Origin of the sequence: Nocardia coubleae NBRC 108252 (assembly GCF_001612805.1) — a bacterium.
Classification (GTDB): Bacteria; Actinomycetota; Actinomycetes; order Mycobacteriales; family Mycobacteriaceae; genus Nocardia; species Nocardia coubleae.
In genome coordinates, this window is record NZ_BDBD01000001.1 from 87269 (window position 1) to 110239 (window position 22971).

At 68.6% G+C, this 22971-nt stretch carries 27 protein-coding genes; 8 read left to right on the plus strand and 19 right to left on the minus strand.

Features of this window, described 5'->3' with window-relative positions:
• Position 1: 1 nt before the first annotated feature.
• From NCO8_RS00435 to NCO8_RS00465, 7 genes are all read right to left on the minus strand, one after another.
• Positions 2 to 1285 (minus strand): hypothetical protein, encoded by a 1284-nt coding sequence (locus NCO8_RS00435; protein WP_067635416.1) that lies wholly within the window; start codon positions 1283 to 1285, stop codon positions 2 to 4.
• Positions 1279 to 1830: a nuclear transport factor 2 family protein gene (locus tag NCO8_RS00440; protein WP_067487481.1), complete on the minus strand. Its 552-nt coding sequence runs from the start codon at positions 1828 to 1830 to the stop codon at positions 1279 to 1281. The genes NCO8_RS00435 and NCO8_RS00440 overlap by 7 nt, the downstream gene beginning before the upstream one ends.
• 1 nt (position 1831) lies before the next feature.
• The gene (locus tag NCO8_RS00445) at positions 1832 to 2056 is read right to left on the minus strand and encodes a ferredoxin (RefSeq protein ID WP_067487825.1); all 225 of its coding nucleotides are present in this window, start codon (positions 2054 to 2056) and stop codon (positions 1832 to 1834) included.
• 137 nt (positions 2057 to 2193) lie between these two features.
• Positions 2194 to 2862 (minus strand): TetR family transcriptional regulator, encoded by a 669-nt coding sequence (locus NCO8_RS00450; protein ID WP_084456288.1) that lies wholly within the window; start codon positions 2860 to 2862, stop codon positions 2194 to 2196.
• Positions 2863 to 2885: 23 nt separating this feature from the next.
• Positions 2886 to 4478, minus strand: a complete 1593-nt coding sequence (locus NCO8_RS00455) for a GMC oxidoreductase (RefSeq protein WP_067635418.1) — start codon at positions 4476 to 4478, stop codon at positions 2886 to 2888.
• A 19-nt stretch (positions 4479 to 4497) separates the two neighbouring features.
• Positions 4498 to 5826 carry a lipase family protein gene (locus NCO8_RS00460; RefSeq protein WP_067635420.1) on the minus strand — a complete coding sequence of 443 codons (1329 nt, stop codon included), beginning with the start codon at positions 5824 to 5826 and terminating at the stop codon, positions 4498 to 4500.
• Positions 5827 to 5971: 145 nt separating this feature from the next.
• A complete protein-coding gene (locus tag NCO8_RS00465; RefSeq protein WP_067635422.1) occupies positions 5972 to 6355 on the minus strand; it encodes a DUF1304 domain-containing protein in 384 nt (127 codons plus the stop codon).
• A gap of 142 nt (positions 6356 to 6497) precedes the next feature.
• On the opposite strand from NCO8_RS00465, the gene NCO8_RS00470 reads away from it, so the two are divergent.
• A complete protein-coding gene (locus NCO8_RS00470) occupies positions 6498 to 6983 on the plus strand; it encodes a nitroreductase family deazaflavin-dependent oxidoreductase (protein ID WP_084456290.1) in 486 nt (161 codons plus the stop codon).
• A gap of 3 nt (positions 6984 to 6986) precedes the next feature.
• Here the strand turns inward: NCO8_RS00470 and NCO8_RS00475 are convergent, their stop codons facing one another.
• Entirely contained in the window at positions 6987 to 7844 is an 858-nt protein-coding gene (locus tag NCO8_RS00475) for a helix-turn-helix domain-containing protein (protein ID WP_376739923.1), read from the minus strand.
• Between the two features lie 94 nt (positions 7845 to 7938).
• Between NCO8_RS00475 and NCO8_RS00480 the strand changes: the two genes are divergently transcribed.
• Together NCO8_RS00480 and NCO8_RS00485 are read left to right on the plus strand one after the other, a co-directional pair.
• Positions 7939 to 8730 carry an SDR family oxidoreductase gene (locus NCO8_RS00480; RefSeq protein ID WP_067635424.1) on the plus strand — a complete coding sequence of 264 codons (792 nt, stop codon included), beginning with the start codon at positions 7939 to 7941 and terminating at the stop codon, positions 8728 to 8730.
• A gap of 10 nt (positions 8731 to 8740) precedes the next feature.
• A complete protein-coding gene (locus NCO8_RS00485) occupies positions 8741 to 9841 on the plus strand; it encodes an NAD(P)H-dependent amine dehydrogenase family protein (protein ID WP_067635426.1) in 1101 nt (366 codons plus the stop codon).
• A 12-nt stretch (positions 9842 to 9853) separates the two neighbouring features.
• Here NCO8_RS00485 and NCO8_RS00490 read toward each other — a convergent pair whose 3' ends face one another.
• From NCO8_RS00490 to NCO8_RS00505, 4 genes are all read right to left on the minus strand, one after another.
• Positions 9854 to 10189, minus strand: a complete 336-nt coding sequence (locus NCO8_RS00490) for a DUF3140 domain-containing protein (protein ID WP_067487467.1) — start codon at positions 10187 to 10189, stop codon at positions 9854 to 9856.
• Between the two features lie 14 nt (positions 10190 to 10203).
• Positions 10204 to 10521 carry a DUF2795 domain-containing protein gene (locus NCO8_RS00495; RefSeq protein WP_084456260.1) on the minus strand — a complete coding sequence of 106 codons (318 nt, stop codon included), beginning with the start codon at positions 10519 to 10521 and terminating at the stop codon, positions 10204 to 10206.
• A 94-nt stretch (positions 10522 to 10615) separates the two neighbouring features.
• Positions 10616 to 11887 carry a glycosyltransferase 87 family protein gene (locus NCO8_RS00500; protein WP_245655186.1) on the minus strand — a complete coding sequence of 424 codons (1272 nt, stop codon included), beginning with the start codon at positions 11885 to 11887 and terminating at the stop codon, positions 10616 to 10618.
• 76 nt (positions 11888 to 11963) lie between these two features.
• Positions 11964 to 12392 (minus strand): MarR family winged helix-turn-helix transcriptional regulator, encoded by a 429-nt coding sequence (locus NCO8_RS00505; RefSeq protein WP_067635428.1) that lies wholly within the window; start codon positions 12390 to 12392, stop codon positions 11964 to 11966.
• A gap of 58 nt (positions 12393 to 12450) precedes the next feature.
• Between NCO8_RS00505 and NCO8_RS00510 the strand changes: the two genes are divergently transcribed.
• The 4 genes from NCO8_RS00510 to NCO8_RS00525 all read left to right on the plus strand — a co-directional run bounded on the left by NCO8_RS00510 (position 12451) and on the right by NCO8_RS00525 (position 16312).
• Positions 12451 to 13470 carry an ABC-2 transporter permease gene (locus NCO8_RS00510; protein WP_067635430.1) on the plus strand — a complete coding sequence of 340 codons (1020 nt, stop codon included), beginning with the start codon at positions 12451 to 12453 and terminating at the stop codon, positions 13468 to 13470.
• 69 nt (positions 13471 to 13539) lie between these two features.
• Positions 13540 to 14727 carry an NAD(P)/FAD-dependent oxidoreductase gene (locus NCO8_RS00515; protein ID WP_067635432.1) on the plus strand — a complete coding sequence of 396 codons (1188 nt, stop codon included), beginning with the start codon at positions 13540 to 13542 and terminating at the stop codon, positions 14725 to 14727.
• A gap of 51 nt (positions 14728 to 14778) precedes the next feature.
• On the plus strand, positions 14779 to 15273 hold the full coding sequence (locus NCO8_RS00520) for an allene oxide cyclase barrel-like domain-containing protein (protein WP_067635434.1): 495 nt from the start codon (positions 14779 to 14781) through the stop codon (positions 15271 to 15273).
• A 166-nt stretch (positions 15274 to 15439) separates the two neighbouring features.
• Positions 15440 to 16312, plus strand: a complete 873-nt coding sequence (locus NCO8_RS00525; protein ID WP_157104730.1) for a tetratricopeptide repeat protein — start codon at positions 15440 to 15442, stop codon at positions 16310 to 16312.
• On the opposite strand, the gene thpD is transcribed toward NCO8_RS00525, so the two are convergent.
• The 5 genes from thpD to NCO8_RS00550 form a co-directional block, all read right to left on the minus strand.
• Positions 16300 to 17217 carry an ectoine hydroxylase gene (gene thpD, locus NCO8_RS00530; RefSeq protein ID WP_067635438.1) on the minus strand — a complete coding sequence of 306 codons (918 nt, stop codon included), beginning with the start codon at positions 17215 to 17217 and terminating at the stop codon, positions 16300 to 16302. The two genes, NCO8_RS00525 and thpD, sit on opposite strands and share 13 nt — an antisense overlap.
• On the minus strand, positions 17204 to 17605 hold the full coding sequence (locus NCO8_RS00535; RefSeq protein ID WP_067487457.1) for an ectoine synthase: 402 nt from the start codon (positions 17603 to 17605) through the stop codon (positions 17204 to 17206). Before NCO8_RS00535 ends, thpD begins: the two co-directional genes overlap by 14 nt.
• Positions 17602 to 18870: a diaminobutyrate--2-oxoglutarate transaminase gene (gene ectB / locus NCO8_RS00540; protein ID WP_067635548.1), complete on the minus strand. Its 1269-nt coding sequence runs from the start codon at positions 18868 to 18870 to the stop codon at positions 17602 to 17604. Before ectB ends, NCO8_RS00535 begins: the two co-directional genes overlap by 4 nt.
• Before the next feature lie 5 nt (positions 18871 to 18875).
• Positions 18876 to 19400: a diaminobutyrate acetyltransferase gene (ectA, locus tag NCO8_RS00545; RefSeq protein ID WP_067635440.1), complete on the minus strand. Its 525-nt coding sequence runs from the start codon at positions 19398 to 19400 to the stop codon at positions 18876 to 18878.
• A 90-nt stretch (positions 19401 to 19490) separates the two neighbouring features.
• Positions 19491 to 20204, minus strand: coding sequence for a response regulator transcription factor (locus NCO8_RS00550; protein WP_067635442.1), 714 nt, complete (start codon positions 20202 to 20204; stop codon positions 19491 to 19493).
• 287 nt (positions 20205 to 20491) lie between these two features.
• On the opposite strand from NCO8_RS00550, the gene NCO8_RS00555 reads away from it, so the two are divergent.
• On the plus strand, positions 20492 to 21424 hold the full coding sequence (locus NCO8_RS00555) for a threonine/serine dehydratase (RefSeq protein ID WP_067635550.1): 933 nt from the start codon (positions 20492 to 20494) through the stop codon (positions 21422 to 21424).
• 6 nt (positions 21425 to 21430) lie between these two features.
• Here NCO8_RS00555 and NCO8_RS00560 read toward each other — a convergent pair whose 3' ends face one another.
• Together NCO8_RS00560 and NCO8_RS00565 are read right to left on the minus strand one after the other, a co-directional pair.
• On the minus strand, positions 21431 to 22285 hold the full coding sequence (locus tag NCO8_RS00560; RefSeq protein WP_067635444.1) for an SDR family oxidoreductase: 855 nt from the start codon (positions 22283 to 22285) through the stop codon (positions 21431 to 21433).
• A gap of 34 nt (positions 22286 to 22319) precedes the next feature.
• On the minus strand, positions 22320 to 22970 hold the full coding sequence (locus tag NCO8_RS00565; protein ID WP_067635446.1) for a double zinc ribbon and FHA domain-containing protein: 651 nt from the start codon (positions 22968 to 22970) through the stop codon (positions 22320 to 22322).
• Position 22971: the final 1 nt, after the last annotated feature.

Consider the following 22971-nt stretch of genomic DNA (forward strand, 5'->3'; position numbering starts at 1 on the left):
GTCAACGGTCACTGCGCACTCCAGGTGAATCTACGACGGTCAACGGCAACGGGATTCCGCGATCGGTGAAGGTGAAGGCGGCCCCGGTGCTGATCCTGGTCAGCGCCACCTCCACCGCTTCGGCGGCCGGCTCCTCGGCACGCACGACATCGACGACGAGTTCGGTGTCGGTCGCCTTCGAGGTGTGGCAGGTGTAGTGCGGGTCGACTCCACGCACCAGCGCGTCGAGCGGCGCGAGATGGTCCGGGTCGAGCAGGGCTGGCCACACACCGTCGGTGATCGCACCGCACCCGCGCTCTAGCACGAGACGTACTCCAGCACCGGCCTTTTCGACTCTCGCGCCGACGTACTGCCGTGGATTGAGCGCCGGATGCAGGTCGAGCACGCGCGCCAGCGACTCCGGGTCACCACCCAGGCCCAAGGCCGATCTGATCCGCTCCGCGGCCACCCCCGCCACACCGGCGAACTGCTTGCGGCCGATTTCCGCCGCACGCTGCGCGTCGACCCGTTCGCGGATCGCGATGAGGAAACCGGCGACCAGCAGGTGCTGTTGCAGCGCGACCTCCTCGGCGATGCGGATCAGCGCCGACCGGGAGAAATCGCCGAACCGCAGATCGCTCAGCAACGGGCCACGGTAGTCGGCGGTGCCGTCGTCGGCCGGGTCGATCGGTGACAATGCCACCGTCGCCGCGACGGACCCGGCCACCAGCCCCGCATTGCGCGGAATCGGCGGCGGTTCGTTGGCCGGGTCGATACTCACCCGCCACGCGCACACCGGCTTGCGGTCGGCGGGCGCACGCGGCGGGCGGTGGATCGGGCGGACCTGGGCGTGCGGATTGGTGGCCAGGGCGGTCGCGTCGAAGGTCGGATCCTCGATGTCGTGACACATGGCCCGCACGAACTGGTCGCCGAGTGGTTCCACGTCGGCCAGCGCACCACAGTGGTCGAGCCAGAACTCGCCGTGATCGTGATCCTCGACGCGGAAGCGGAAGTCGAGAAACTGTGGCGGGGCACCGATATCGAGCTGCAGGCCTTTGAAAATCGTCTCGACACCGTCACCGGTGAAGCCGAGCGCGGTCTGCATCCGCCGGGTGTAGACGGGACTGGCGACCTGCCACTCGTCGATGGCGACCTCGGTCATGCCCTCGCGACCGAACGCGCCGATCGTGTGCGGCATGCCCGACCGGTCGATCAGGTGGCCGCACAGCAGCAGTTCCGGGACGAGCGTGGCCAGTTGCGCGCGCGACAGCCCGGCGTAGGACTGTCGCGAATTCGGTGTCACCACAGCGGAACCGGCGCTTTCCCGATCGGGTACCACCCCGGCAGCGGCTGCTCGGTCGTCGCCTTCTTGATGCGGGTGAGCATGCCGGGGGTCATCGCCTTGTTCGTCATCATCTCCATGAACAAGGCGCCGACATTGCCGTAGTCGAAGAAGTCGCGCTGCCAGGACCATTGGAAGTCGCCGCCGTAACGGAACCAGCTGCCACCGATGCCCTGCACCTGATAGTTGCTGCCGTCGGGGCGGGTCGCGCTCGAGGTCTGCTTCCAGAAACCGACGACGTCACCGGTCTTCTCGTCGATCACCACGTGCTGATACGGGTAGGTCCAGCCCTCGAGGCCGTCCATCTCCTGGCCGACCGCGATCTCGCGGATCTGCTCGCGACCCACCGCCATGAACTCGTGGTTCGGTCCGTAGTTCCAGCCGTAGGTGGCGTCCTCGGTGTACATGTCGGCCAGCGGCCGCCAGTCGCCTTCGGCCTCACAGCGCTTGTTCGCATCCAGCCAGCGCTGGACCATCTCTTCCAGTTCGCCGCGCGAAAAACCGGTCATGTCATTCTCCTTCGTCGTCGGCCGCGCTGTCGTCGACGATCGACAGCGCCCGCGTGGGGCAGTAGGTCACCGCGTCGGCGACGGCCGCGTGCTGGGCGCTCGACGGCCGTTCGACGAGGATTTCGACCTTCCCGCGTTTGGGCACCGTGAACACCTCCGGCGCTTCCTCCTGGCACGCGGCGTGCCCCTGACACAGATCCAGATCAACGACGATGCGTCTGCTCATCTCGTCGCCCGCCTTCCCCTGTCGCCCAGGTGTTCTCAGCTTCGAGACACCGAGCTGGACACCTGTCTGGACAGTATCATCGACGCGCGCGGACAGCAATGGCCCATCGGTGTGTGTGCAGGATGCGGGAGGTGCAGTTACGACTCGTCGGTCGCGGTGCCCGGCGAGTAGGGCGAACCGAAACCGGAGTTCCACGCGAAATCGCCGCTGTCGGCGGTGGTCACCCGGAGCGCGGCGGCGGCGTGCGGCGTGTTGTCACCGGTGAGCCGGGTGATGGCGCGCTCGAGGGCGGGCACGATGTCGGCGATATCGAGATCGCCGTGCGCGAAGCGGGCGAGCAGGGCGAAGACCATGTTCGACAGGACCAGCGCGAGATCTGCCGCGTAGTCCTTGTCGAGGGTGGCGAACATCGGGGCGACCACGGGCAGGATGGCGGCGAAGCCCTGGTTGTCGAGGCGCTGGCCGCCGGGACCCGACCTGGCGTGATGGTAGGCGGCCAGCATCCGTGGATAACGCTCCCACGGCTCGAAGACGTAGCGGATCACCCGGATGAGCACCTCGGCCAGCGACTCCCCCGTGCGCGGCGGCTCGAGTTCGGTGTAGGTGTTGGTGGCCATCCACTGCGCGACGGCGGCGAGGACCAACTCGTCGCGAGTGGCGTAGAGCTTGTAGACGGTGCTCAGCGACGCGTGGGCGAGCCGGGCGACGGTGCGCAACTGCACCGCCTCGTACCCTTCGGTCTCGAGCAGCGTGAGGGTCACCTCGGTGATCCTGCGCGCCGGATCGCCTTCGCCCCTTCGTGCCACCCGGACAGGGTAGTGCACGGAGCTCAGATGCGAGTCCCGATGTCTTCGGCGACCACGGTGTCCATGGCCCGTTCGGCCACGGCGGCGATGGTCATGGACGGATTGCACGCGGCGGCGCTGCCCGGCAGCAGCGCGCCGTCGAGTACGTAGAGCCCCGGCTGGCCGTGTACGCGGCCGTTCAGGTCGCACACCGCGCCCATATTGGCACCGCCGAGCGGGTGCCACGTGGACGGGAACAGGGTGTTGGTGTCGAGCAGCGTGGCGCCGGTGCCCGCGATGCGCGCGACCGTCGGTCCGATGTGATTGTCCTGAATGGTCCGGTCGCCGTCGGCGGGCCAGCGCAGCACGGCCTCGTCGCGTGCGGCGTCGTAGGTGAAGGCACCACGGCTGTCGCTCACGCCGTAGCCGACGAGCATCGTGCTGCCCGCATCGAAGGACACGGGCGGGATGGACGCCTGGATCACCGTGTGCGCGGTGTGCGGGTCGTGCCAGTTCTTGCTGCCATAGACCACCGGACCACCCTGTGCCGCACCGAAATTCGCGGCCGGATCGCGCCAGACGTAGATGCGGTCGGCATTGGTTCCCCAGCCTCGGCCGAGGTCGTCGGGCAGGTCCGGGATCAGGCCCTTGGCGCCGGCACGGACCAGCAGACGGGTCGTGTTGAGGCTGCCCGCGGCCATGATGAGCGCGCCGGTGGAAAGGATCTTGTGCTCGACGACGGCGCCCGTGGTGTCGAGCCGTTGCACGTGCACCACCCAGCGGCCGTCGGCCGCGCGCTCGACGTCGGTGACCTCGTGCAGGGTCTCCACCCGGCAGTTGCCGGTGGCCTCGGCGGCGGCGATATAGGTGACGTCGACGGAATGCTTGCCGCCGTTGTTGACTCCCATCGCGCCGTCGCCGTTGGTGTAGGAGGCCTTCATCTCCCCGCGCAGTTCGGCGAGGGCGAAGTTCCAGTCGATGGGCATCGGGATCTTCGACAGCGGCAGCCCGGCCTGGCGCACCCGTTCGGCGAAGATCCTCGCGACGCGGTAGTTCTCGGTGTTCACCAACTCGTCGGGCGCCTCGGCGAGGCCGAGCATCGCCGCCACCCTCGGGTAGTGGACCCGGTTCATCCGCGCCCAATCCAGCTCCTGCGGGAAGTGCGCCTCGAACACGTCCTGGGCGGGCTGCAGCGACATGCCCTGATAGACCAGCGAACCGCCACCGACACCGGCGGCGCACAGGGCGGTCATGTTCTCACCGGTCACTGCCTCGACCAACCCGGCATAGGGCTCGACGAGCAGTGGGCGCCCGAACAGGTTCGGGCTCGACCGGCACCACAGCATCCGCTTGTCCGGCGCGGACGCGCGCGGGAAGGTCTCGGCGTTCGGGCCGGTGGGCCAGCGCAGCCCGCGTTCGAGCACGGTGACCGGCACGCCCGCCTGCGCCAGCCGCAGAGCGCTGACTCCGCCACCGAATCCGGAGCCGATGACGACGACCCGATGGTCCTCACGAGTCAGGGGAATGGTGCCGGTGCGCGCCGCAATCGGCGCGGCGAGGCCCGGGCCGGCGCCGAGCAGCATGCCGCCCAGCGCCGCCCCGGCCGCGAGCATGCTGCGGCGAGAGAAGGTATTCACGGGATTTCCTCGCAAGAAGTCAGTCGAAGGTGCAGCCGCTGACCGGCTTGTCCGCGAGGCGATCGAGCAGGTAGGTGATCGCGTTGTCGGGACCGAAACCGTCGATCATCTCGGGGCCGAAATGGTTCGGGATGGTGGTCCCGGGCAGGATCGGCGGCAGGTCGTTGGTGCGGAAGGTGACCGTTGCACCCTTGGCGCACCAGGTCTCGGCGAGCGCGCGGGCCTGGCCGTAGGGGACGGTGTCGTCGTTGAGCCCGCTGGTGATGAGCACCGGTGTGGCCGGGGTCATCGAGCCGACCCGGAGTTCTTCCAGAGCCGCTGCGGCTTCGGGCATTTCGGCCAGGTGCTCGGTCAGCGTGCGACCGTCCTTGGTCAGCGTCGTGGTCTTCAGGAACGGGTGTCGGGTGATGAGGTCGGCGATGCACGAGTCGCTCAGGGTGGCGAGCATGTCGCGGCCCGACGGGCTGATGACCCGGTCGACGGCCTGGTTCAGCTCGGGGTAGCGGGCGACCATGCCGTTCACGGCGAAGCCGATGGCCCCGCTGATCAGGGCGCCGTCGATCTTGGCGAGGATCGCGGACAGGTCGGCGACGGGACCACCCGCCCAGGTGCCCTTCACCGTGAGTTCCGGTGCGTAGTCCGGCGCCATCTCCGCGGCGGCCGCGGTCGAACCGCCGCCCTGCGAGTAGCCCCAGAGCACCACCGGTGTCTCCGGGCCGACCCCCGCCAGGCGATGTGCCGCGCGTGCGCCGTCGAGCACCGCGTGGGCGCTCTCGATGCGATTGGCGTAGGTGTGGATGCCCGGGGTGCCGAGTCCGATGTAGTCGGTGACGAGCACGCGGGCGCCGAGCCGGCTCCACACCGCCGAGGACGGCAGTTCCTGGTTCGCCGACAGGCCGAGCGCGGGATCGGTGTGCACGCTCAGGCCGGTGGAGAACGCCTGCGACATGGCGCACCGGTCGGCTTGGCCCGAGGTGCCGGGCGCGATGACGACGGTCGGGCGCGGGCCGGCACCCAGCCAGGGGCCGGTCGGTTCGAGGTAGGTACCCGACACCGCGACGGGCGACCCGTCCTGCAGGCGTGAGGTGTACATGACGTGCTGGGCGGCGCCCGGCCAGCCGTTCTCCGTGGGCGGGGTGGCGAGCAGGGTCATCGGGGCGGTCTTGACAATGGCGCCGGGTTCCTGCGGGATCTGCGCGGGCGGGGTGTAGAACGAGCCAACCGGCTCGGCCGACGAGGCATCGGTCTGCGTGACCATGACGGTGGCCGCCATCGCACAAGCAACGGCTGCTCCCAGGACGACGCGGCCTGTCTTCGGCCGTCGTCGCCCGATACCCTGCTGATCCATCGAGAACCTTTCCTTCCACCGCCCGGCGACGTCGCCTTAGTGATTCACGACGCAGGTGAAAGGAACCATGAGGCCCGTCACACCTGCGCCGCGGGGAAGAGTAACACTGTTACTACTCGAGCGGAAGGTGTAGTTACCGACGAGTTCAGAAGCGGGCGATCACCAGCGCGAGGCAGCCGATCAGCGGCGGGACCAACTGGATCAGGGCCGGGCGCGCCTTGCTCGGCGAGGACGCGAGCAGCACGACACCCGCCGCGACCATCGAACCGGCTCCCGCGAGCACGAGCGCGAGCCCGATGCCCTTGTCGCCGAAGGCGATGAACCCCATTCCGATGGCCGCGACGACGGCCAGGAAGAGGTTGTAGAAGCCCTGATTGAAGGCCATCTCCTTGGTGGACTCGGCCTCGGCGGCCGACATCCCGAAGGTCCGCCGGGTGCTCGGAGCCGTCCATTGCAGCGACTCCATCACGAAGATGTAGGCGTGCAGAAGCACCGCCACCCCGGTGAAGACCAAACCGATCGCGGTCATCGTCGCACCTCTCGCCGCCGCCCGGACCTACCCGGCTTCCGTGGTGATTATTCACCGGCCGCAGCCGCTGATCCCGCGCCGACTCGCGGCGGGGCACGAGAAACAGACCATACAATCTTGGCGTGCTATGTATGGTTGGTGCGTGACCACTCCGCCCCGACCTCGTCAGCTCGATCATCCGGTGCTGCCCAAGATCTTCCGGATCGTCGGCCGCGCACAGGTGGCGATCTACCGGCGCACCGGTGGGCGCATCGGCGGCACCTGGCGCATCGGCGCGGGCTTCCGCAAGCCGGTGCCCACCCTGTTGCTCGAGCATCGCGGCCGTAAGTCGGGCAAGCAGTTCACTGTTCCGCTGCTCTATCTGGTCGACGGCGCCGACATCGTGGTCGTCGCCTCCCAGGGCGGGTTGGCGAATCATCCGCAGTGGTACCGGAACCTGTGCGTACACCCGGACACGCACGTGCAGATCGGGCGTGAGCGCCGGGCCGTGCGGGCGGTGGTCGCCGACGACGAGCAGCGGACTCGGCTGTGGCCGGCACTGGTCGACCTCTACGCCGATTTCGACACCTATCAGGCGTGGACCGAACGCCGGATACCGGTGGTGATCCTGACGCCCCGGCCCGCCTGAGAACTACCTGCCCAGCACGACCGACATCGCTTGGGCCCCTGCGGCTATCGCCTCGACATAGACCATTCGCTCGGCGCGGCCGACAGCCGGGCGCAGCGGGCCGAGCTGCAGTTCGTAGGGTGCGGCGCCACCGGCGAACACCGGGGCCGACAGATAGCTCACGGGCAGCGGATCGTCGCCGGTGAATTCGGTATCGCGATACGGGCGAGCGGTGAGACGGGCGAGCTGGCGCAGGACGCGGGCGCGCAGGTCGGGTTGCAGGAGTTCCGCGCCGAGGGCGCCGAGCAGGTCGGCGAGCACGTCGACAACACCCGCATCGTCGGAGTCGGGACGGAAGACCGCGCACCCGTTGGCCCGCACGAATTCCAGCAGTGCCGCGGCCTCGCCGGGAGCGGTCTTCGACCACGCGGCACGCTCGGCCTCCGCGCGCCACGGCATCACGGCCGCGCCCGCGGGGTAGGCCAGCGGAATCGATTGACCCACAGCGAGTCCCGGCACCACACGGGCATCCGGTGCGTACTCCTTCGCGACGACGGTCAGGGTGGCGCGTTCGATCCTGCTCAGCGTCACCCCGCAGCCCGCCGCGACCGCGAGCGCCCGCAGTTCGGCCCGCACGGCCCCCTCGGGCAGTTCGGATTCCGCCGGAGACAGCGCCGCCAGGGCCGGGCCGGGGCGGAAGCGGCGTTCCCCGTCCCGGCGCACCCATCCGGCCGCGGCGAGTTCGGTGAGGACGGCGGTGACCGTGGCGCGCGCCAGTGACAGTGCCGTCGCGACCTCCGAGGCCGTGAGCGGCTTGCCCGCGCTCGCGAGCAACTCCATCACCTCGACCACCCGTCGGGTCGGCGGCGATGCCGGCTGCACCATGACAACCCCTTGTCCGCGGGGTCGCCCCGCCCTACACTGCTTCGACTATTCGCCACACATTAGTCGAATATTCGACGCCTGAGGGGCTTTCATGATTCTCGATCACTTCCGGCTCGACGACCGCGTCGCCGTCGTCACCGGGGCAGGACGCGGACTCGGGGCCGCGATCGCCGTCGGATTCGCCGAGGCGGGCGCCGATGTGGTGATCGCCGCGCGGACCGAGTCGGATCTGCGTGCGGTCGCCGAGCAGGTGGCGGCCACCGGCCGACGAGCGGAGGTCGTGGTCGCCGACCTCGCCGACCCGGCGGCGGTCGCCGCGCTCGCCGAGGTGGCGGTCGAGCGGTTCGGGCGCCTCGACATCGCCGTCAACAATGTCGGTGGGGCGCTGCCGAAACCGTTGCTGGACACCACCCCCGAGGACCTGGCCGAGGCCTTCACCTTCAATGTCGGCACCGCACACGCCCTGGTGCGGGCCGCGGTGCCGAAGATGCTCGCCACGGCCGAGGGCGGTTCGATCATCAACATCACCTCGACCATGGGCCGGTTGCCCGGGCGCGCGTTCGCCGCGTACGCGACGGCCAAGGCCGCGCTTGCCCACTACACGCGCACCGCCGCGGCCGATCTGAGCCCGCGGGTACGGGTCAACGCCATCGCACCCGGTTCGATCCTCACCTCGGCGCTGGCGGTCGTCGCTGGCAACGAGCAGATGCGCGGCCAGATGGAACAGGCGACGCCACTGCGGCGCCTCGGTGAGCCCACCGATATCGCGGCGGCGGCGGTGTATCTCGCCTCGCCCGCCGGGTCGTTTCTCACCGGCAAGGTGCTCGAGGTCGACGGCGGCCTGATCGCACCCAATCTGACGATTCCACTTCCCGATCTGTGAGGACCACATCATGACTGTTCGCGTAATCCACTGGGGTACCGGCAATGTCGGAAGGCACGCGTTGGCGGGTGTGCTCGCCGACCCGCGGTTCGAGCTGATCGGGGTCCATGTTTCCGGACCCGACAAGGTCGGTCTCGACGCGGCGGAACTGGCAGGACTCGCCACCCCGTCCGGCGTGCTGGCCACCACCGGCATCGAAGAGGTGCTGGCGCGCCGTCCCGACTGTGTCGTCTACACCGCGATGACCGACAACCGGCTACCCGAGGCGCTCGAAGACCTGCGCAGGTTGCTCGCCGCGGGCATCGATGTGGTGGCGAGCGCGCCGGTGTTCCTGCAGTACCCGTGGGGTGTACTCCCGGCGGAACTGCTCGATTCCATCGAACAGGCTGCGGCACAGGGTGATTCGTCGCTGTTCGTGAACGGGATCGACCCCGGGTTCGCCAATGATCTGCTCCCCCTCGCTCTGCTCGGCACCTGCCGGTACGTCGAGCAGGTGCGCTGCCTCGAGATCGTCGACTACTCGACCTACGACAATCCGGCGGTCATGTTCGACATCATGGGGTTCGGCAAGCCGATGACCGAGACGCCGCTGCTGTTGCAGCCGGGGGTGCTGTCGCTGGCCTGGGGCAGCGTCGTGCGTCAGCTCGCGGCCGGGCTCGGCATCGAACTCGACGCCGTCACCCAGGAGTACCAGCGGTTGCCCGCCCCGGAGACCTTCGACATCGACTCCGGCACCATCGAGGCGGGTACGGCGGCGGCGCTGCGGTTCGAAGTACGCGGCATGGTGGGTGATCGCGCCGTCACGGTGCTCGAGCACGTCACCCGGTTGCGCGCCGATCTCGCACCCGACTGGCCTCAGCCCGCCCGGGCCGGCGGTTCCTACCGGGTGGAGGTCACCGGCGAGCCGAACTACACCCTCGATCTGGCCATGTTCAGCGACCACGGCGACCACAACCACGCCAGCCTCGTCGGCACCGCGATGCGCCTGGTCAACGCCATCCCCGCCGTCGTCGCCGCACCGGCGGGCATCCGCACCACGCTCGACCTCCCGCTGGTGACGGGAACCGGGCTGGCGGATACATCGCGGATCCCGGCGGCGCAACAGCGGTGACACAGGTGCCGGTCAGGGCGCTTTCAACGGATCGTGGCCGAGGCTCATGAGCCGGTGCCGGAACTGGGCCTCACCGGCGACGGGTTCCAGATCGGCTCGGCGCGAGGCGTTGATCTCGTCGACCACCTGCCGCATGACCGCCACATCGTCGGCGGTCACGTCGGTGCGGCGTTTGCCGAGGATCGCCAGCACGTGCCTGCCGATCTCGGGTCCGGACAGATCCGGCTCCCGTTCCGCGTCGGTACCCGCCGCCGCGGTGCGCAACCAGTCGCTCAGCTCGCGTGAGGACATGTTCACCACGCGATGGAATTCGTCCCAGAGTTCGTCGTCGACCTGTGTCTCGGCCATGCGTCACACCTCCGTCAGCTGTCCCGGTTCTCCCCCAGTTCCTCCACGATCGGGTTCGGCGGTACCTCGCGGTCCCGCTCGGCGACACCGGGGTGCGCGTGATCGCGGCTCTGTGCCATGCGCTGTGCCTCGGTTCGTCCGTCGTCGAGAGTCACCGACTGCAGCACTTCGGTCATGTTGGCGTAGGCCACCGGCGGGATGGCGCGCAGGGCGCGCACCGTGTCCTCGTCGGCTTTCGCGTCGGTCGCGCACCGCACCAGGTCGTCCTTGTTCGCCGGGAAATCCACCTCCGACAACGCTCGCTCGACCCGCTGCACATCGGTAGTCACCATCACGGAACCTTTCCGGGCGCCGAAGCGACCTGCGTCAGTTTCCTCGAACGGCTGCCGAAATACCCGGGCGGACCGGCCTCAAACAGGGCGGTCCTCAGGCGGCGGGGATGACTTCCGGACGGGCGGGCTCCACCGCGACGGACTTGCGGTCCGCGCGTCTGCCGGTGACGAGGAACAGCACAACCAGCGCCACCGCCAACCACACATAGGTATCGCCGATGAGGTGCTGATCCCAGGTCCACGACGTTTCCCGGTGTTCACCGTCGGGCAGGAAACTGTGCGGCGCGATGACGAAGACAGCGGCGACAACGACAGCCGTGGCGTACCAGCCGCGCGCGCTCGCGGCGGGCAGGGTGCGAGCGTGGCAGACGATGGCCAGCAGCGCGGGTGCGATCCACACCCAGTGGTGCGACCACGAGATCGGCGACAGCAGCAGGGTGAAGACGGCGTTGAGGGCAAGGGCGATCGCGGGAGCGTCGGCGGCCTTGCGCATGGCGACCACGACGAGGGCGAGCAGCAAGGCGCCGAAGAACAACCACAGGGCGTCGAACGGCAGGCCCGTGACGTGCAGGCGGGCCAGTACCGCCTGAATCGACTGGTTCGTGTGGAAGGCCGAACCGCTCAGCCCCGAGACATTGCCGAGGCCCCCGAACCAGTAGCGCACGGACTCCGTCGGCAGGATCGCGAACGAGGCGAGCGTGGCGATCGCGCCGGTCGCGGCCGCGGTGGCGGCGGCCTTGTAGTCCTTGCGGACGAGGAAGAACAGCACGAAGGCGGCGGGCGTGAGCTTGACGGCGGCGGCCAGGCCGATGAGCATGCCGCGCGGGTAGCGGGTCTTGGGCAGCAGGCAGTCGGTGGCGACCAGGACCATGAGCAGCAGGTTCACCTGCCCGAAGTCGATGGTGGCACGCACCGGTTCGAGCAGCATCGCGACCGGTAGCGCACAGGCGGTGACCAGGAGGGCAACCTGCTTGCGCTCGGGGTTGTAGCGGCGGGCAACCAGGTACAGCGTCCAGGCCAGCGCGGCGACCGACACCGCGACGTAGAGGGTTTTGGCCGCACCCCACGGCAGCAACGCGAACGGCGCGAGCGCGATCGCCGCGAACGGCGGATAGATGAACGGCAGTCCGATCCCGACACTCGTCTTGGGGAGCTGGCCGTACATGTCGGCGCCGTCGCGCATGGCCTCGATCCCGAGGCGATACACCTGCAGGTCGATGAAGGCGCCGGAGTACGGTTCGAACGGCCACAGCGGGGTGCGCATGCACACCACCGCGACAACACCGAGCAACACCGGCACCAGCCACCAGGCTCGATTGATCGGGCGTGGGGTCGGTTGCGCGGGGTGGGTGGTGTCACTACTCATCCGCGGCGACTATACCGACCGGGCGCCCGAGTCGGGGCACCGACCTTCGGCGGCAGTGACGCGCACGACACCCCGTTCAGCCTTGGTTGTAGCGGACGAGCAGGCGGGCAAGGGTGCGGACATCGTCGTCGGACCAGTCGGCGAAACGGGCCGTGAAGGCGGCTCGGCGGGTGCGTTCGGCCTTGCGTGCGGCAGCGCGGCCCTCGGGGGTGGCGCGCAGGATGTGGTTGCGCCGGTTGGCGGGGTCGATTTCGCGTTCGAGGTAGCCGAGCTGCTCGAGCGCCCCGACCTGTCTGCTGACGGTCGACTTGTCGAGCAGGAACTGTGCGGCCACGTCGGCGGCCTGGCAGCCGTCGCGTTCGAGGACCAGGTCGAGGATGCTGTAGGCGACCAGGCTCAATTCCGGGTGCAGTTCGGCGGCGCGGCCGCGGGCGCGGCGGGCGAAGGCGGTCAGCTCCCGCTGGATGACATCGACGGCGTCGTCCCTTGCCTCTGACTCAGTCACAGTTGTAGGATACAACAATCATAGTTGCATTTACCAACCTTCTTGGAGATTTCCCTCGATGACCGTCACCCAGCTGCGGCACCTCGCCGGCCACCTGCTCACCCCTTTGTTGATGTGTCTCGGCATGGCTCTGGCTTATCTCGGCGCCTTCCATCAGCCCACGCCGAACCATCTGGCGCTGGCCGTCGTCGGTGATTCCCCGCAGGCGATGGTGCTCGCCCAGACGATGCAGAACCGGGGTGGGTCGGGTGTCGACGTGATCACCGTGCCCACCCGCGAGGCAGCGGCGGACCTGCTGCACGAGCGCGACCTCGTCGGCGCCTACGTGCCCGATGCCGCGCGCCCCGAACTGCTCGTGGCCACCGCCGGTTCGGACACCAGTGCGATGGCCGCCGAGGTGGCGTTCCGGTCGGTCGCCGACCATCAGGGCGTGCCGCTGGTGGTCACCGACGTGACAAGCAAGGCCGAGGGCGATCCGACCGGGCAGGGGCTGTTCTTCCTGCTGGTGGCGTTGAGTGTCGGCTCCTACGGCAGTGTCGCGGTGATCGGCGCCGCGGGCGCGATGCTGCGGATGCGGGTGCGCGCGGCGATCGGCGTGCTGACGGCCCTGGTGGTGAGCCTGATCGGAGTCGTGGTGGCGGGGCCGGTGTTCGGGGTGATCGACAGCGACTTCGCGAGCGTGTTCGGCATCGCCTGGCTGTATTCCGCGGGCATCATCCTGATCGGTATCGGCCTGCACACCTTCCTGAAGCGCTGGACCACGCTCGCCCTGATCACCCTCTTCGTGATGCTCAACTTCACCACCTCCGGCGGTGTCTACCGGCCGGAACTGCAGAACGGGTTCTTCGGCGCGCCGCATTCGTTCTGGAACGGTGCCGATTTCGTCGAAGGTCTGCGCAGCCTGCTGTACTTCGACGGTGGCGCCGGTTTCAGCGCACGCCTCGGCGGGTTGTTCGTGTGGCTGGCGGTCGGTGTGCTGCTCGTCGCCGTCGCGGGTAAGTACGAGGCGCGGCATGCCCCTGCGCCGGTCAGCGAGCGTGCGATCGAGGAGGAGATCGGCGAATCGGCAGCCGTCTGAATCGAGTGACGTGCGCCACAACCGCTTCCGCGGTGTCACATTCCGGCGCGCGGCGGTGTCTCGGGAGGCATGTCTGAACACAGCACACCGAGCAAGCAGGTTCTCGTGGTCGGCGGTGGTTACGCCGGGGCGCTCGCGGCCAACCGGCTGCGGATGCGCCCCGATGTCGACATCACGCTGATCAACCCACGCCCCACCTTCGTCGACCGGGTCCGGCTCCACCAGTACGTGGCGGGCACGGGTGGGGTCGAGGTCGACTTCGGCACGCTGCTCGCCGAGCAAGTGCGGCTGGTCGTCGACCGTGCCGCCCGCATCGATACCGCCACTCGCACCGTGGCACTGGCCTCCGGGTCCACCTTGGACTACGACTACCTGATCTATGCGGTCGGCAGCACCGGAGGCACTGCGGCAGTACTCGGCGCGGACGAGTTCGCCTGCTCCCCTGCCGAATTCGAGGACGCACACCGGCTGCGCACCAGGCTCGACGAGCTGCCGCTCGACTCGCCGGTCACCGTCGTCGGTGGCGGGCTGACCGGCATCGAGGCCGCGGCCGAACTGGCCGAGCGCGGTCGCAGCGTCACGCTGATCTGCGGTACGGCGCCGGCGCCCACCTTCAGCACGTTTGCGCGCCGGTCCATCGTCAAATGGTTGTCCCGCCACGGTGTCGATGTGCTAGAGAACGCCACGGTGGCCGAGGTCGAACCTGACGCGGTGGTCCTCGCCGACGGTGTCCGGCGGCCGAGCGCGGTCACCATCTGGGCGAGCGGCTTCGGCGTGCCGGACCTGGCTCGCGCGAGCGGCCTACGCACCGACGCCCTCGGGCGCCTGCTCACCGACGAAACGCTGACCAGCCTCGACGACGACCGGATCGTCGCGGCCGGAGACGCCGCGGCGCCGTCGGGACACCCACTGCGGATGAGCTCCTACGCCGCGGGACCGCTCGGAGCGCAAGCGGTGGACACCGTGCTGAGCCGTCTCGCCGGAACCACCCCCGCGCCGCTGAGCGTGGCGTTCTCGGGAGCGTGCGTGAGTCTCGGCAGGCGTCGTGGGATCCGCCAGCTCGCGCGCAAGGACGACGTTGCGGTGAACGTCTACATCGGCGGGCGTGCGGGCGCCGCGATCAAGGAACTGACCTGCAGACTCGGCGTGGCGAAGATCCGCCGGGAAGCGCGCAAGCCCGGTTCCGTGGTCTGGCCCAAGGGCGGCACCCGGCCCGAGGCTCCCGCGGCCCCGGCGCGGGGAGTCCCGTCATCGTGACCACCGACATCCACGCCATCCGCAACCCGAACTGACAGACAGGAAGAACGAATGCCCTTCAGCGAGAACCGTTTCGGCAAAGCCGGTCAGTGCCTCGTCGCGATGACGCTCATCGGCGCCGTGGCCGGTGGCTGCGGCACGGCGGAGACCGAGACGGCCGACCCGCCCGGTCAGGTCGAGGTCCTCGAGCTGCGCGTGCAGAACATCCGGTACGAGGCGATCGACCTCGGCCCGGCGGGGCCCAGCCTGGGCGACATGGATGTCTACTCCGGCGACGCGATCCAAGACGGACGCGCGGTCGGCCACGGTGGCGGCACCTGTCAGACCCTCCGTATCGACGGCGGCAACGCCACCATGCAGTGCTCGATCACGATGGAGCTCGGCAACGGCTCGATCACCATGCAGTCGCTGTGGAGACGCGGGACGAGCCCGCTCGACATGGCGATCTCCGGTGGCACCGGCGACTACCGCGAGGCGCGGGGCACCGTCCGGTTCTGGGACATCGCCACGCCGAACGAGCGAGCCCGGGCCGAGATCATCCGGTGAGCCGCGCAGCGGTGGGTACCGGATCGGCGAGGCGCAGGTAGATCACGAGGAGGTGAGATGACCGATTCCGTGTCATGAATCAGCCCGCGTTCGGGGTGGGACGCGGGTACGGTGTAGCGCGCGACCGATGCAGGGGGTACTACGTCGGAAAGGGTGGGCTGCACCGATGAATCGTCCTGGCGCACAGCGCCCCGGTGACGTGCCGCTCGAGCACCGCTACACCGGGGCCGATCCCATCGACTGGTGCGGTGCCGACGTGTACCCGATGTACACCGAGGCACTACCCACCGGGACGACCGCGCTACGACTGCGCGCGCTGTCGGTGATGCCGCCCGCCGACGTATCCGGATTGGGTCTCGGGCTCACCGTCACAGACGGCCACGTGAATCTCGGCGGGCGAACCCTAGGCGGCGTGGACATCTGGTCCGACGCGCTCGCGGCGGGCATCGACATCACCGTCACCGCCGAGGCGCCCGAGGCCCTGTTCACCCTCACGCCCGTCTGGGTGGCCGGTGCGGGTCCGCAGCAGTCGTGGACCGGCAACTACGGCATGGTCGTCGACCTGCTGCCCGACGGTGCGTCGACGCTCTGGTGCAGCACCGGCCCGGGTACCCCCGACTTCAACGAACTCGTCGTCGAACTCACCCGGGCCGACGCGGACCCCGCACCGACCGATCAGCTGCCGCGGGTCGGCGCCCAGCCACTCGTGCGGGCTGAGCCGCCCCTGTACGCCAAGCCGACCGCGCGTGTCCAGCCGGTCGTCGCCGCCGAACCGACCGCGCAGCCATACGCGGAGCAGAATGTCGGACGCGCGCTGCACGACCTGGGCTCGGCCATGTTCGCACGGGGAGAACACGACTCGGCTCGTGTGCTCTGGGCCCAAGCCGCCGAGGCCGGAAACAGCGCCGCCGCCTACGACCTGGGCCTGCTCGCCCTGCACGTGGGCGATATCGGCGCCGCCCGCACCTGGTGGCAGGCCGCGGCCCACGAGGATCCCCGGGCCGCGGCCTGCCTGGCCGAGCTGCCTCAGCGCACCTGATCCACCAGGTGCCGCTCGGCGGATAACGACCGCACGGGCGTGAAATCACGTGCGGCGATGTGCTCCGGCCTGCGCTGCGGCGCCGCGAACGGCTCGACCAGTGCGTTCTCGACACTGTTGAACACCAGGAAGATGTTCGACCTGGCATACGGCGTGATGTTGTTCGACGACCCGTGCATCAGGTTGGAATCGAACAGCAGCGCCGAGCCTGCCTTGCCGGTGAACTGGGTGATCCCGTAGCGCGCGGCGAGGAAGGTGATGTCGTCGTTGGTCGGGATGCCGATGCGCTGCTCGCGCAACGACTCCCGATAATGACCCTCCGGCGTCTCACCCAGGCACGGCACGAACGTGCGATGCGAGCCCGGCATCACCATCAGCGACCCGTTGAACGGGTAGTTGTCGGTCAACGCGATCGACAGACTCACCGCGCGCGGGGTCGGCATCCCGTCCTCGGCATGCCAGGTCTCGAAATCGGAGTGCCAGCCGAAGCCGCTGCCACCGAAACCCGGCATGTAGTTCACCCGGCTCTGATGCAGATACACCGGCGAACCGAGGATCTGCTCGGCGAGCCCGACGATGCGCGACTCGGCGAGCAGTTCCGCGATCGGCTTGCTCAGCCGGTGCACCTGGAACACCGAACGAACCTGTCCGGCAACGGGTTCCACGATCACTCGCTCGTCGCCGTAGAGCACCGGGTCGGCCGCCAGGTGCCCTATCTCGGCCCCGAAAGCCGCCACCTCGTCCGCACTGAGCAGATCCGGGATCGTCGCGAAACCGTTCGCGTCGAACTCGGCCAGCTCGGGTGTACTCACCTGCCCCCACACCGTCGGATCGGTGCGCTCGATGTGGGGGGCGGGCTCGGACAACCGCGTGGGGTAGCGGTCGGACCGATCAGACACTGGCATCCTCCTCGATAATCAGCGGATACACCCCGTTCTCGTCGTGTACCTCGCGGCCGGTGACCGGCGGATTGAACACACACAACATCCGCAGCGTGGTGCGGGCGGTGACCTGATGACGTTCATGACCGTCGAGCAGGTACATCGACCCGGGACCGAGCGGATAGACGGTCTGGTCCTCGAGGTCGAGCAGTTCACCCTCGCCCTCGACCAGCCACACCGCTTCCACATGGTTTTGGTAGTGGAACCGGTGCACGGTGCCGGCCTCGATCGTGGTCTCGTGGAACGAGAACCCGACCTTGTCGCCGGCGAGCACGATCCGTTTGCTTCGCCACCCCGGGCCGGCCACATCGCGGTCGGTTCCGGTGATCTCGGCGGTGGTGCGCACGATCATGCGGCACCGCCACACACGGTATCGATGCTGTCGGACAGGATCGACAGACCGCGATCGAGCTCGTCGCTGCGCAAGGTCAACGGCGGCAACAACTTCACGACCTCGTCCATCGAACCCGAGGTCTCCACGAGCAGACCCTGCTCGAACGCGGTACGGCACACCTTGCCCGCCTGCGACGGGTCGTCGAACACGATGCCGTGCACCATGCCGCGACCGCGGGTGGTGATGCCCTCGTGCCGCTGCGCCACAGCCGAGAGCGTGCGGCCGATGTACTCGCCGTTGGCGGCGGTGAGCCGGGCCAGCTTGTCGTCGGACCAGTACTCGCGCAGCGCGGCGGTCGCGGTGACGAAGGCGGGGTTGTTGCCGCGGAAGGTGCCGTTGTGCTCACCAGGAGCCCACTGGTCGTGCTCGGGCTTGAGCAGCACCAGTGCCATCGGCAGGCCGTAGCCACCGATCGACTTGGACAGGGTGACGATGTCGGGGGTGATGCCCGCGATCTCGAAGGAGAAGAACGGGCCGGTGCGGCCGCAGCCCATCTGCACGTCGTCGACGATGAGCAGGATGTCGCGCGCGGCGCACAGGCCGGCCAGGTGGCGCAGCCACTCGGCGCGGGCCAGGTTCACACCGCCCTCACCCTGCACGGTCTCTACGATCACCGCGGCGGGGCGGTCGAAACCCGAGGAGCTGTCGTCGAGCACCCGCTGCATCCAGCCGAAGTCCTCGATGGTGTTGTCGAAGTAGCCGTCGTAGGGCATCGGGGTGGCGTGCTCGAGCGGCACACCGGCGCCCGCCCGCTTGGCCGCGTTGCCGGTGACCGACAGCGCGCCGAGCGTCATGCCGTGGAAGGCGTTGGTGAAGCTCAGGATCGTCTTGCGGCCGGTGACCTTGCGGGCCAGCTTCAGCGCCGCCTCGACCGCGTTGGCGCCCGTGGGGCCGGGGAACTGCACCTTGTAGTCGAGCCCGCGCGGGGTGAGCAGGGTTTCGCGGATGGTCTCGAGCAGTTCACGCTTGGCCACGGTCGACATGTCCAGACCGTGGGTGATGCCGTTGCTGCCGATGTATTCCAGCAGCGCCTTCTTGAGCACCGGGTTGTTGTGGCCGTAGTTCAGCGCGCCTGCGCCCGCGAAGAAGTCGAGATAGTCGCGGCCCTGCTCATCGCGGATCCAGGCACCTTCGGCGGTGGTGAACACGGCGGGCCAGTCGCGGCAGTAGCCACGCACATTCGATTCCATCGCTTCGAAAATGCTGGTGTCGGTGGTCGTGATCATGATCATGCCTCCTGGCGCTGAGCGGGCGAAATAATGTAGAGGTGCTCGGCTTCGTGGGAATCTGGAAAATGATGTGCTTCGAATAGTTCCTCGGTACGCAATTGCGCGCCACGTTCGCGGGCCACCGCGGAGAACAACGCCTGGGAAGCGGAATTATCGGGGGAGATCGTCGTTTCCAGGGTGTTGATCCCGGCGGGTGCCACGGAATCGAGCAGGGCGTGCAGGAGTTTCGCGGCCAAACCCCGGCCGCGGAATTCGGCGTCGACGGCGATCTGCCAGACGAAAAGCGTGTCCGGCGCATCGGGACGAACATACCCGATCACGAATCCCACTGCCTGCCCGCCACATTCGACGACCATGGAGGTCGCCTCGAAATCCCGGCACCACAGCAGATAGGCGTAGCTCGTATTCACGTCGAGTACGCGGGAATCGCGCGCGATGCGCCACAATTGGGCACCGTCACCCAATCTCGGGTGTCTGAGAATAATTTCCGAACCTCGAGCCGTCGCGGTATCGGTCGGCTCCATGGACATAGTCGGACTCGGCATACATTCCACCTTGACTAAGAGACTTTACGGTCTTTGTGTCGAGCTCTTTGCGGTTGTATGACGAATCGTTTACTGCGGCTGGATATCCAGCCGGTAACCCAGCCCGCGCACGGTCACCACGATGCGCGGATCCGAGGCGTCACGCTCGATCTTGGTGCGCAACCGGCGCACGTGGACGTCGACGATGCGTTCGTCACCGAAAAAGCCTTGATCCCAGACTCTTTCGAGCAGCACCGCGCGGCTGAGCACGCGGCCGGGGGTCTCGGCGAGTTCGCACAGCAACCGGAACTCGGTGACCGTGAGGTGCAGTTCCTCGCTGCCACGGCGCACCGCGCCCGCGTCGGCCGCGAGGACAAGGGGACGCACCGGGTCGTCGTCGAGGACCACTTCGGGAGTGGCATCGCGTTCGGCGGCGATCCTGGCGCGGCGGCGCAGGGCGCGCATCCGGGCGGTGATCTCCTTGATCTCGAACGGCTTGCTGACGAAGTCGTCGGCACCGGCTTCCAGGGCCGCGACCACGTCGTGGGTGTCGTATCTGGTGCTGATCACGATGATCGGCACGTCGTGGTCGCGGCGGATCTCGCGGATGCAGTCGAAGCCGTCGGTGGCCCCGCGCATCAGGTCCACGATCATCAGATCGGGCGGTCCGTCGTTGCGCAGCCGGTCGAGGGCGTCCTCGGGGACACCCGCCTCGGCCACGGCGTAGCCCTCGTCTTCCATCGCGCGGCGCAGATCGCCCCGCATCTGCACATCGTCGTCGACGATCATCAAGTTGGCGGTCATCCTCGCACCTCGCTGCCGCCCGGCGCGACCGTGACCGCCGATGCGGCTGTGTTCTGCCAATGCTCGCTCATGTGCACTTCCTTTGCTGACACGCTCGTGCGTGCGGCCGGTACACCTGGGGAATTCGCGTCCCCAGTCCGACACGACATCCCGCTTTCGAGCTTGTTACCAATCCGTTACTTACCCAGAGCGCTCGTCGCGTAAACCCGCCGTAACAATTCGTGCCCGATTTGCACGGTTTCAAGGTCGGCCGGGCTGCCGCGCGCGGTGGCATAGTCGACGGGGTGATGCCCACTTTCGACGACATCGAGGCCGCCGCCGCGCGGATCGAGGGCCGGGTTCGCCCGGTGACGGTTGCACCCGCTGGACCTGGGGATTCCCCGCTCTGGTTCGCACTGGAGTTCTTGCAGTTCACCGGGACTTTCAAGGCGCGTGGCGCGCAGAACTTCCTGCGCGCCGCCGGGGAGTTGCCCGCCGCCGGTGTGACGATCGCCTCAGGCGGCAATGCGGGACTCGCGTGCGCGTGGTCGGCGCGGGAAGCGGGGGTGCCGGCGACCGTGTTTCTGCCCGAATCGGCGCCGCCGGTCAAAATCCGTCGACTTCGTGACTTGGGCGCCGATGTACGACTGATCGGTCCCGAGTACAAGCAGGCGCTTGCCGCGTGCCAGGAGTTCGCGGCGGACACCGGGGCGCTGTTCTCGCACGCCTACGATCACCCGCTCATAGCGGCGGGCGCGGGCACCCTGATGCGGGAGATCCAGCAGCGCGTGCCCGATCTGGATACGGTGGTCGTCGCGGTGGGCGGCGGTGGACTGTTCACCGGAACCGCGGTCGCCGCACAGCATTTCGGCATCCGCACCGTCGCGGTGGAACCGGTGGGCTGCCGCTCGCTGAACGCCGCGCTCGAGGCGGGCCGTCCGGTGCAGGTGAGCGTCGACTCGATCGCCGCCGATTCGCTCGGCGCACCGAACGTGTCGGAGATGGCGCTGGCCGCCGCCCAGCACCCCGACGTGGTGTCGGTGCTGGTCGCGGACGAGGCGATTCGCGCCGCGCGCCGACAGCTCTGGGACGAGCACCGGATCGCCGTGGAGAACGGTGCCGCGACCGCGCTGGCGGCGCTGCGCGACACCGGTTCCGGTGCTGCCTACCGGCCCGCCGAGGGCGAGCGGGTCTGCGTCATCCTGTGCGGTGCCAACACCGACCCGTCGGACCTGGTGTGAGCGTGCTCAGCGCACCAGTTCGTTCTTGGTGGCGTAGTTGGTCATCGCGGCGTTGAGGCCGCGCATGGCCAGCGTGTAGCCGTACGGGACGTAGCGCTGGCCCCAGTGGGCGAGGTGGATGTCGCGGGAGGTGTAGACCCAGTAGCGGTTGCGTTCCACACCGCGGATCACCGCGTCGGCGGCCTGTTCCGGCGTGACGGCATGGCGCAGGAACAGGCCGATGGCCTTGCGCAGCGCGGCGTTGTCGCGGTCGACGCCCGCGATGTCGACGCTGTCGACCATCGGGGTGGCCATCGCCCCGGGAAGTACGAGGCTGACGCCGATCTTGTGCCTGCGTAGGTCGAACCGCAGCACCTCCGACACACCGCGTAGCCCGAACTTCGTGGCGCTGTAGGGCGCGTGCCACGGCAACCCGAACAGTCCGGCCGCCGAGGACACGTTCACCAGATGACCGCCACGCCGCGCGGCGATCATCGGCGGCAGGAACTCCTCGATGACGTGGATGGGGCCCATGAGGTTGATGTCGATGGTGCGCCGCCACTGCTGATGGGTGAGTTTGTCGACGGTGCCCCAGGTGGCGATGCCCGCCACGTTCATCACGATGTCGACGTGCCCGACGGCGTCGAAGGTGTGCGCGGCCAGCCCGACGACGGCCGAATGGTCGCTCACATCGGCGGGATGGGCCAGGTGCACGGTGGCACCGGCGGCGCGCAGTTCCTCGGCGGTGGTGGCCAGCGTGTCGGCGGTGATGTCGGTGAGCACCAGCGACGCGCCCTTGGCGGCGGCCGCGAAGGCGGTTGCCCGGCCGAGACCGCTGGCGGCGCCGGTGATCAAACAGGTCTTCCCGTCGAACTTCGTCATGGCCCCGACCCTACGGTTCGCTCGATGTTCCCGTCTACGACAGGGTATCGATGGTTATGGTCGTCCAGCCGCCGACGTGCAGGCGGCTACCCGCCCGCAACGGCAGCGGAACCTGTGGCGACAGCGGTGTCTCGGTGCCGTCGAGGCTGGTCCCGTTGGTCGAACCGAGGTCGGTGACGGTGAGCGAGCCGTCGGTCCCGACGCGCAGCAGGGCGTGCGCACGCGACACACCCGGGTCGGCCGGGGCGATACCCAGGTCGATCTCGGGCACGATGCCCTGCGAGGCCGAGCGTTTGCCGATCAGGAACTCGCTGCCGCGCAACTCGATCCGGCGTTCGGGGTAGAAACCGGGGAAGGCCACCCGGTCGGCGTCGGGACCTTTGCGGGCCTGCACCCGGTCGTAGAACTCGCGGTCGGCGAAGACCCTGGCCACCCAGACGGTTTCGCGCGCATCGGCGGTACCGCGCAGATCGGCGGCGGGTGAGTCCGTGCGCGGTGGCGGCGGGGCGGGCAGGGCCGAGTCGTATCCGCAGTTCTCGCAGAAGCGTCCGCTGGTCGGCACCGAACACGCGGGGCACAGGCGCAGATCGGCCGGATCGGCTGCCGGGACACCGGTGAGCGCCGACCCGCACACATCGCAGTAGTCGGTGGCCTGCGTCTGGTGACCGTCCGCGCACACCGCCATG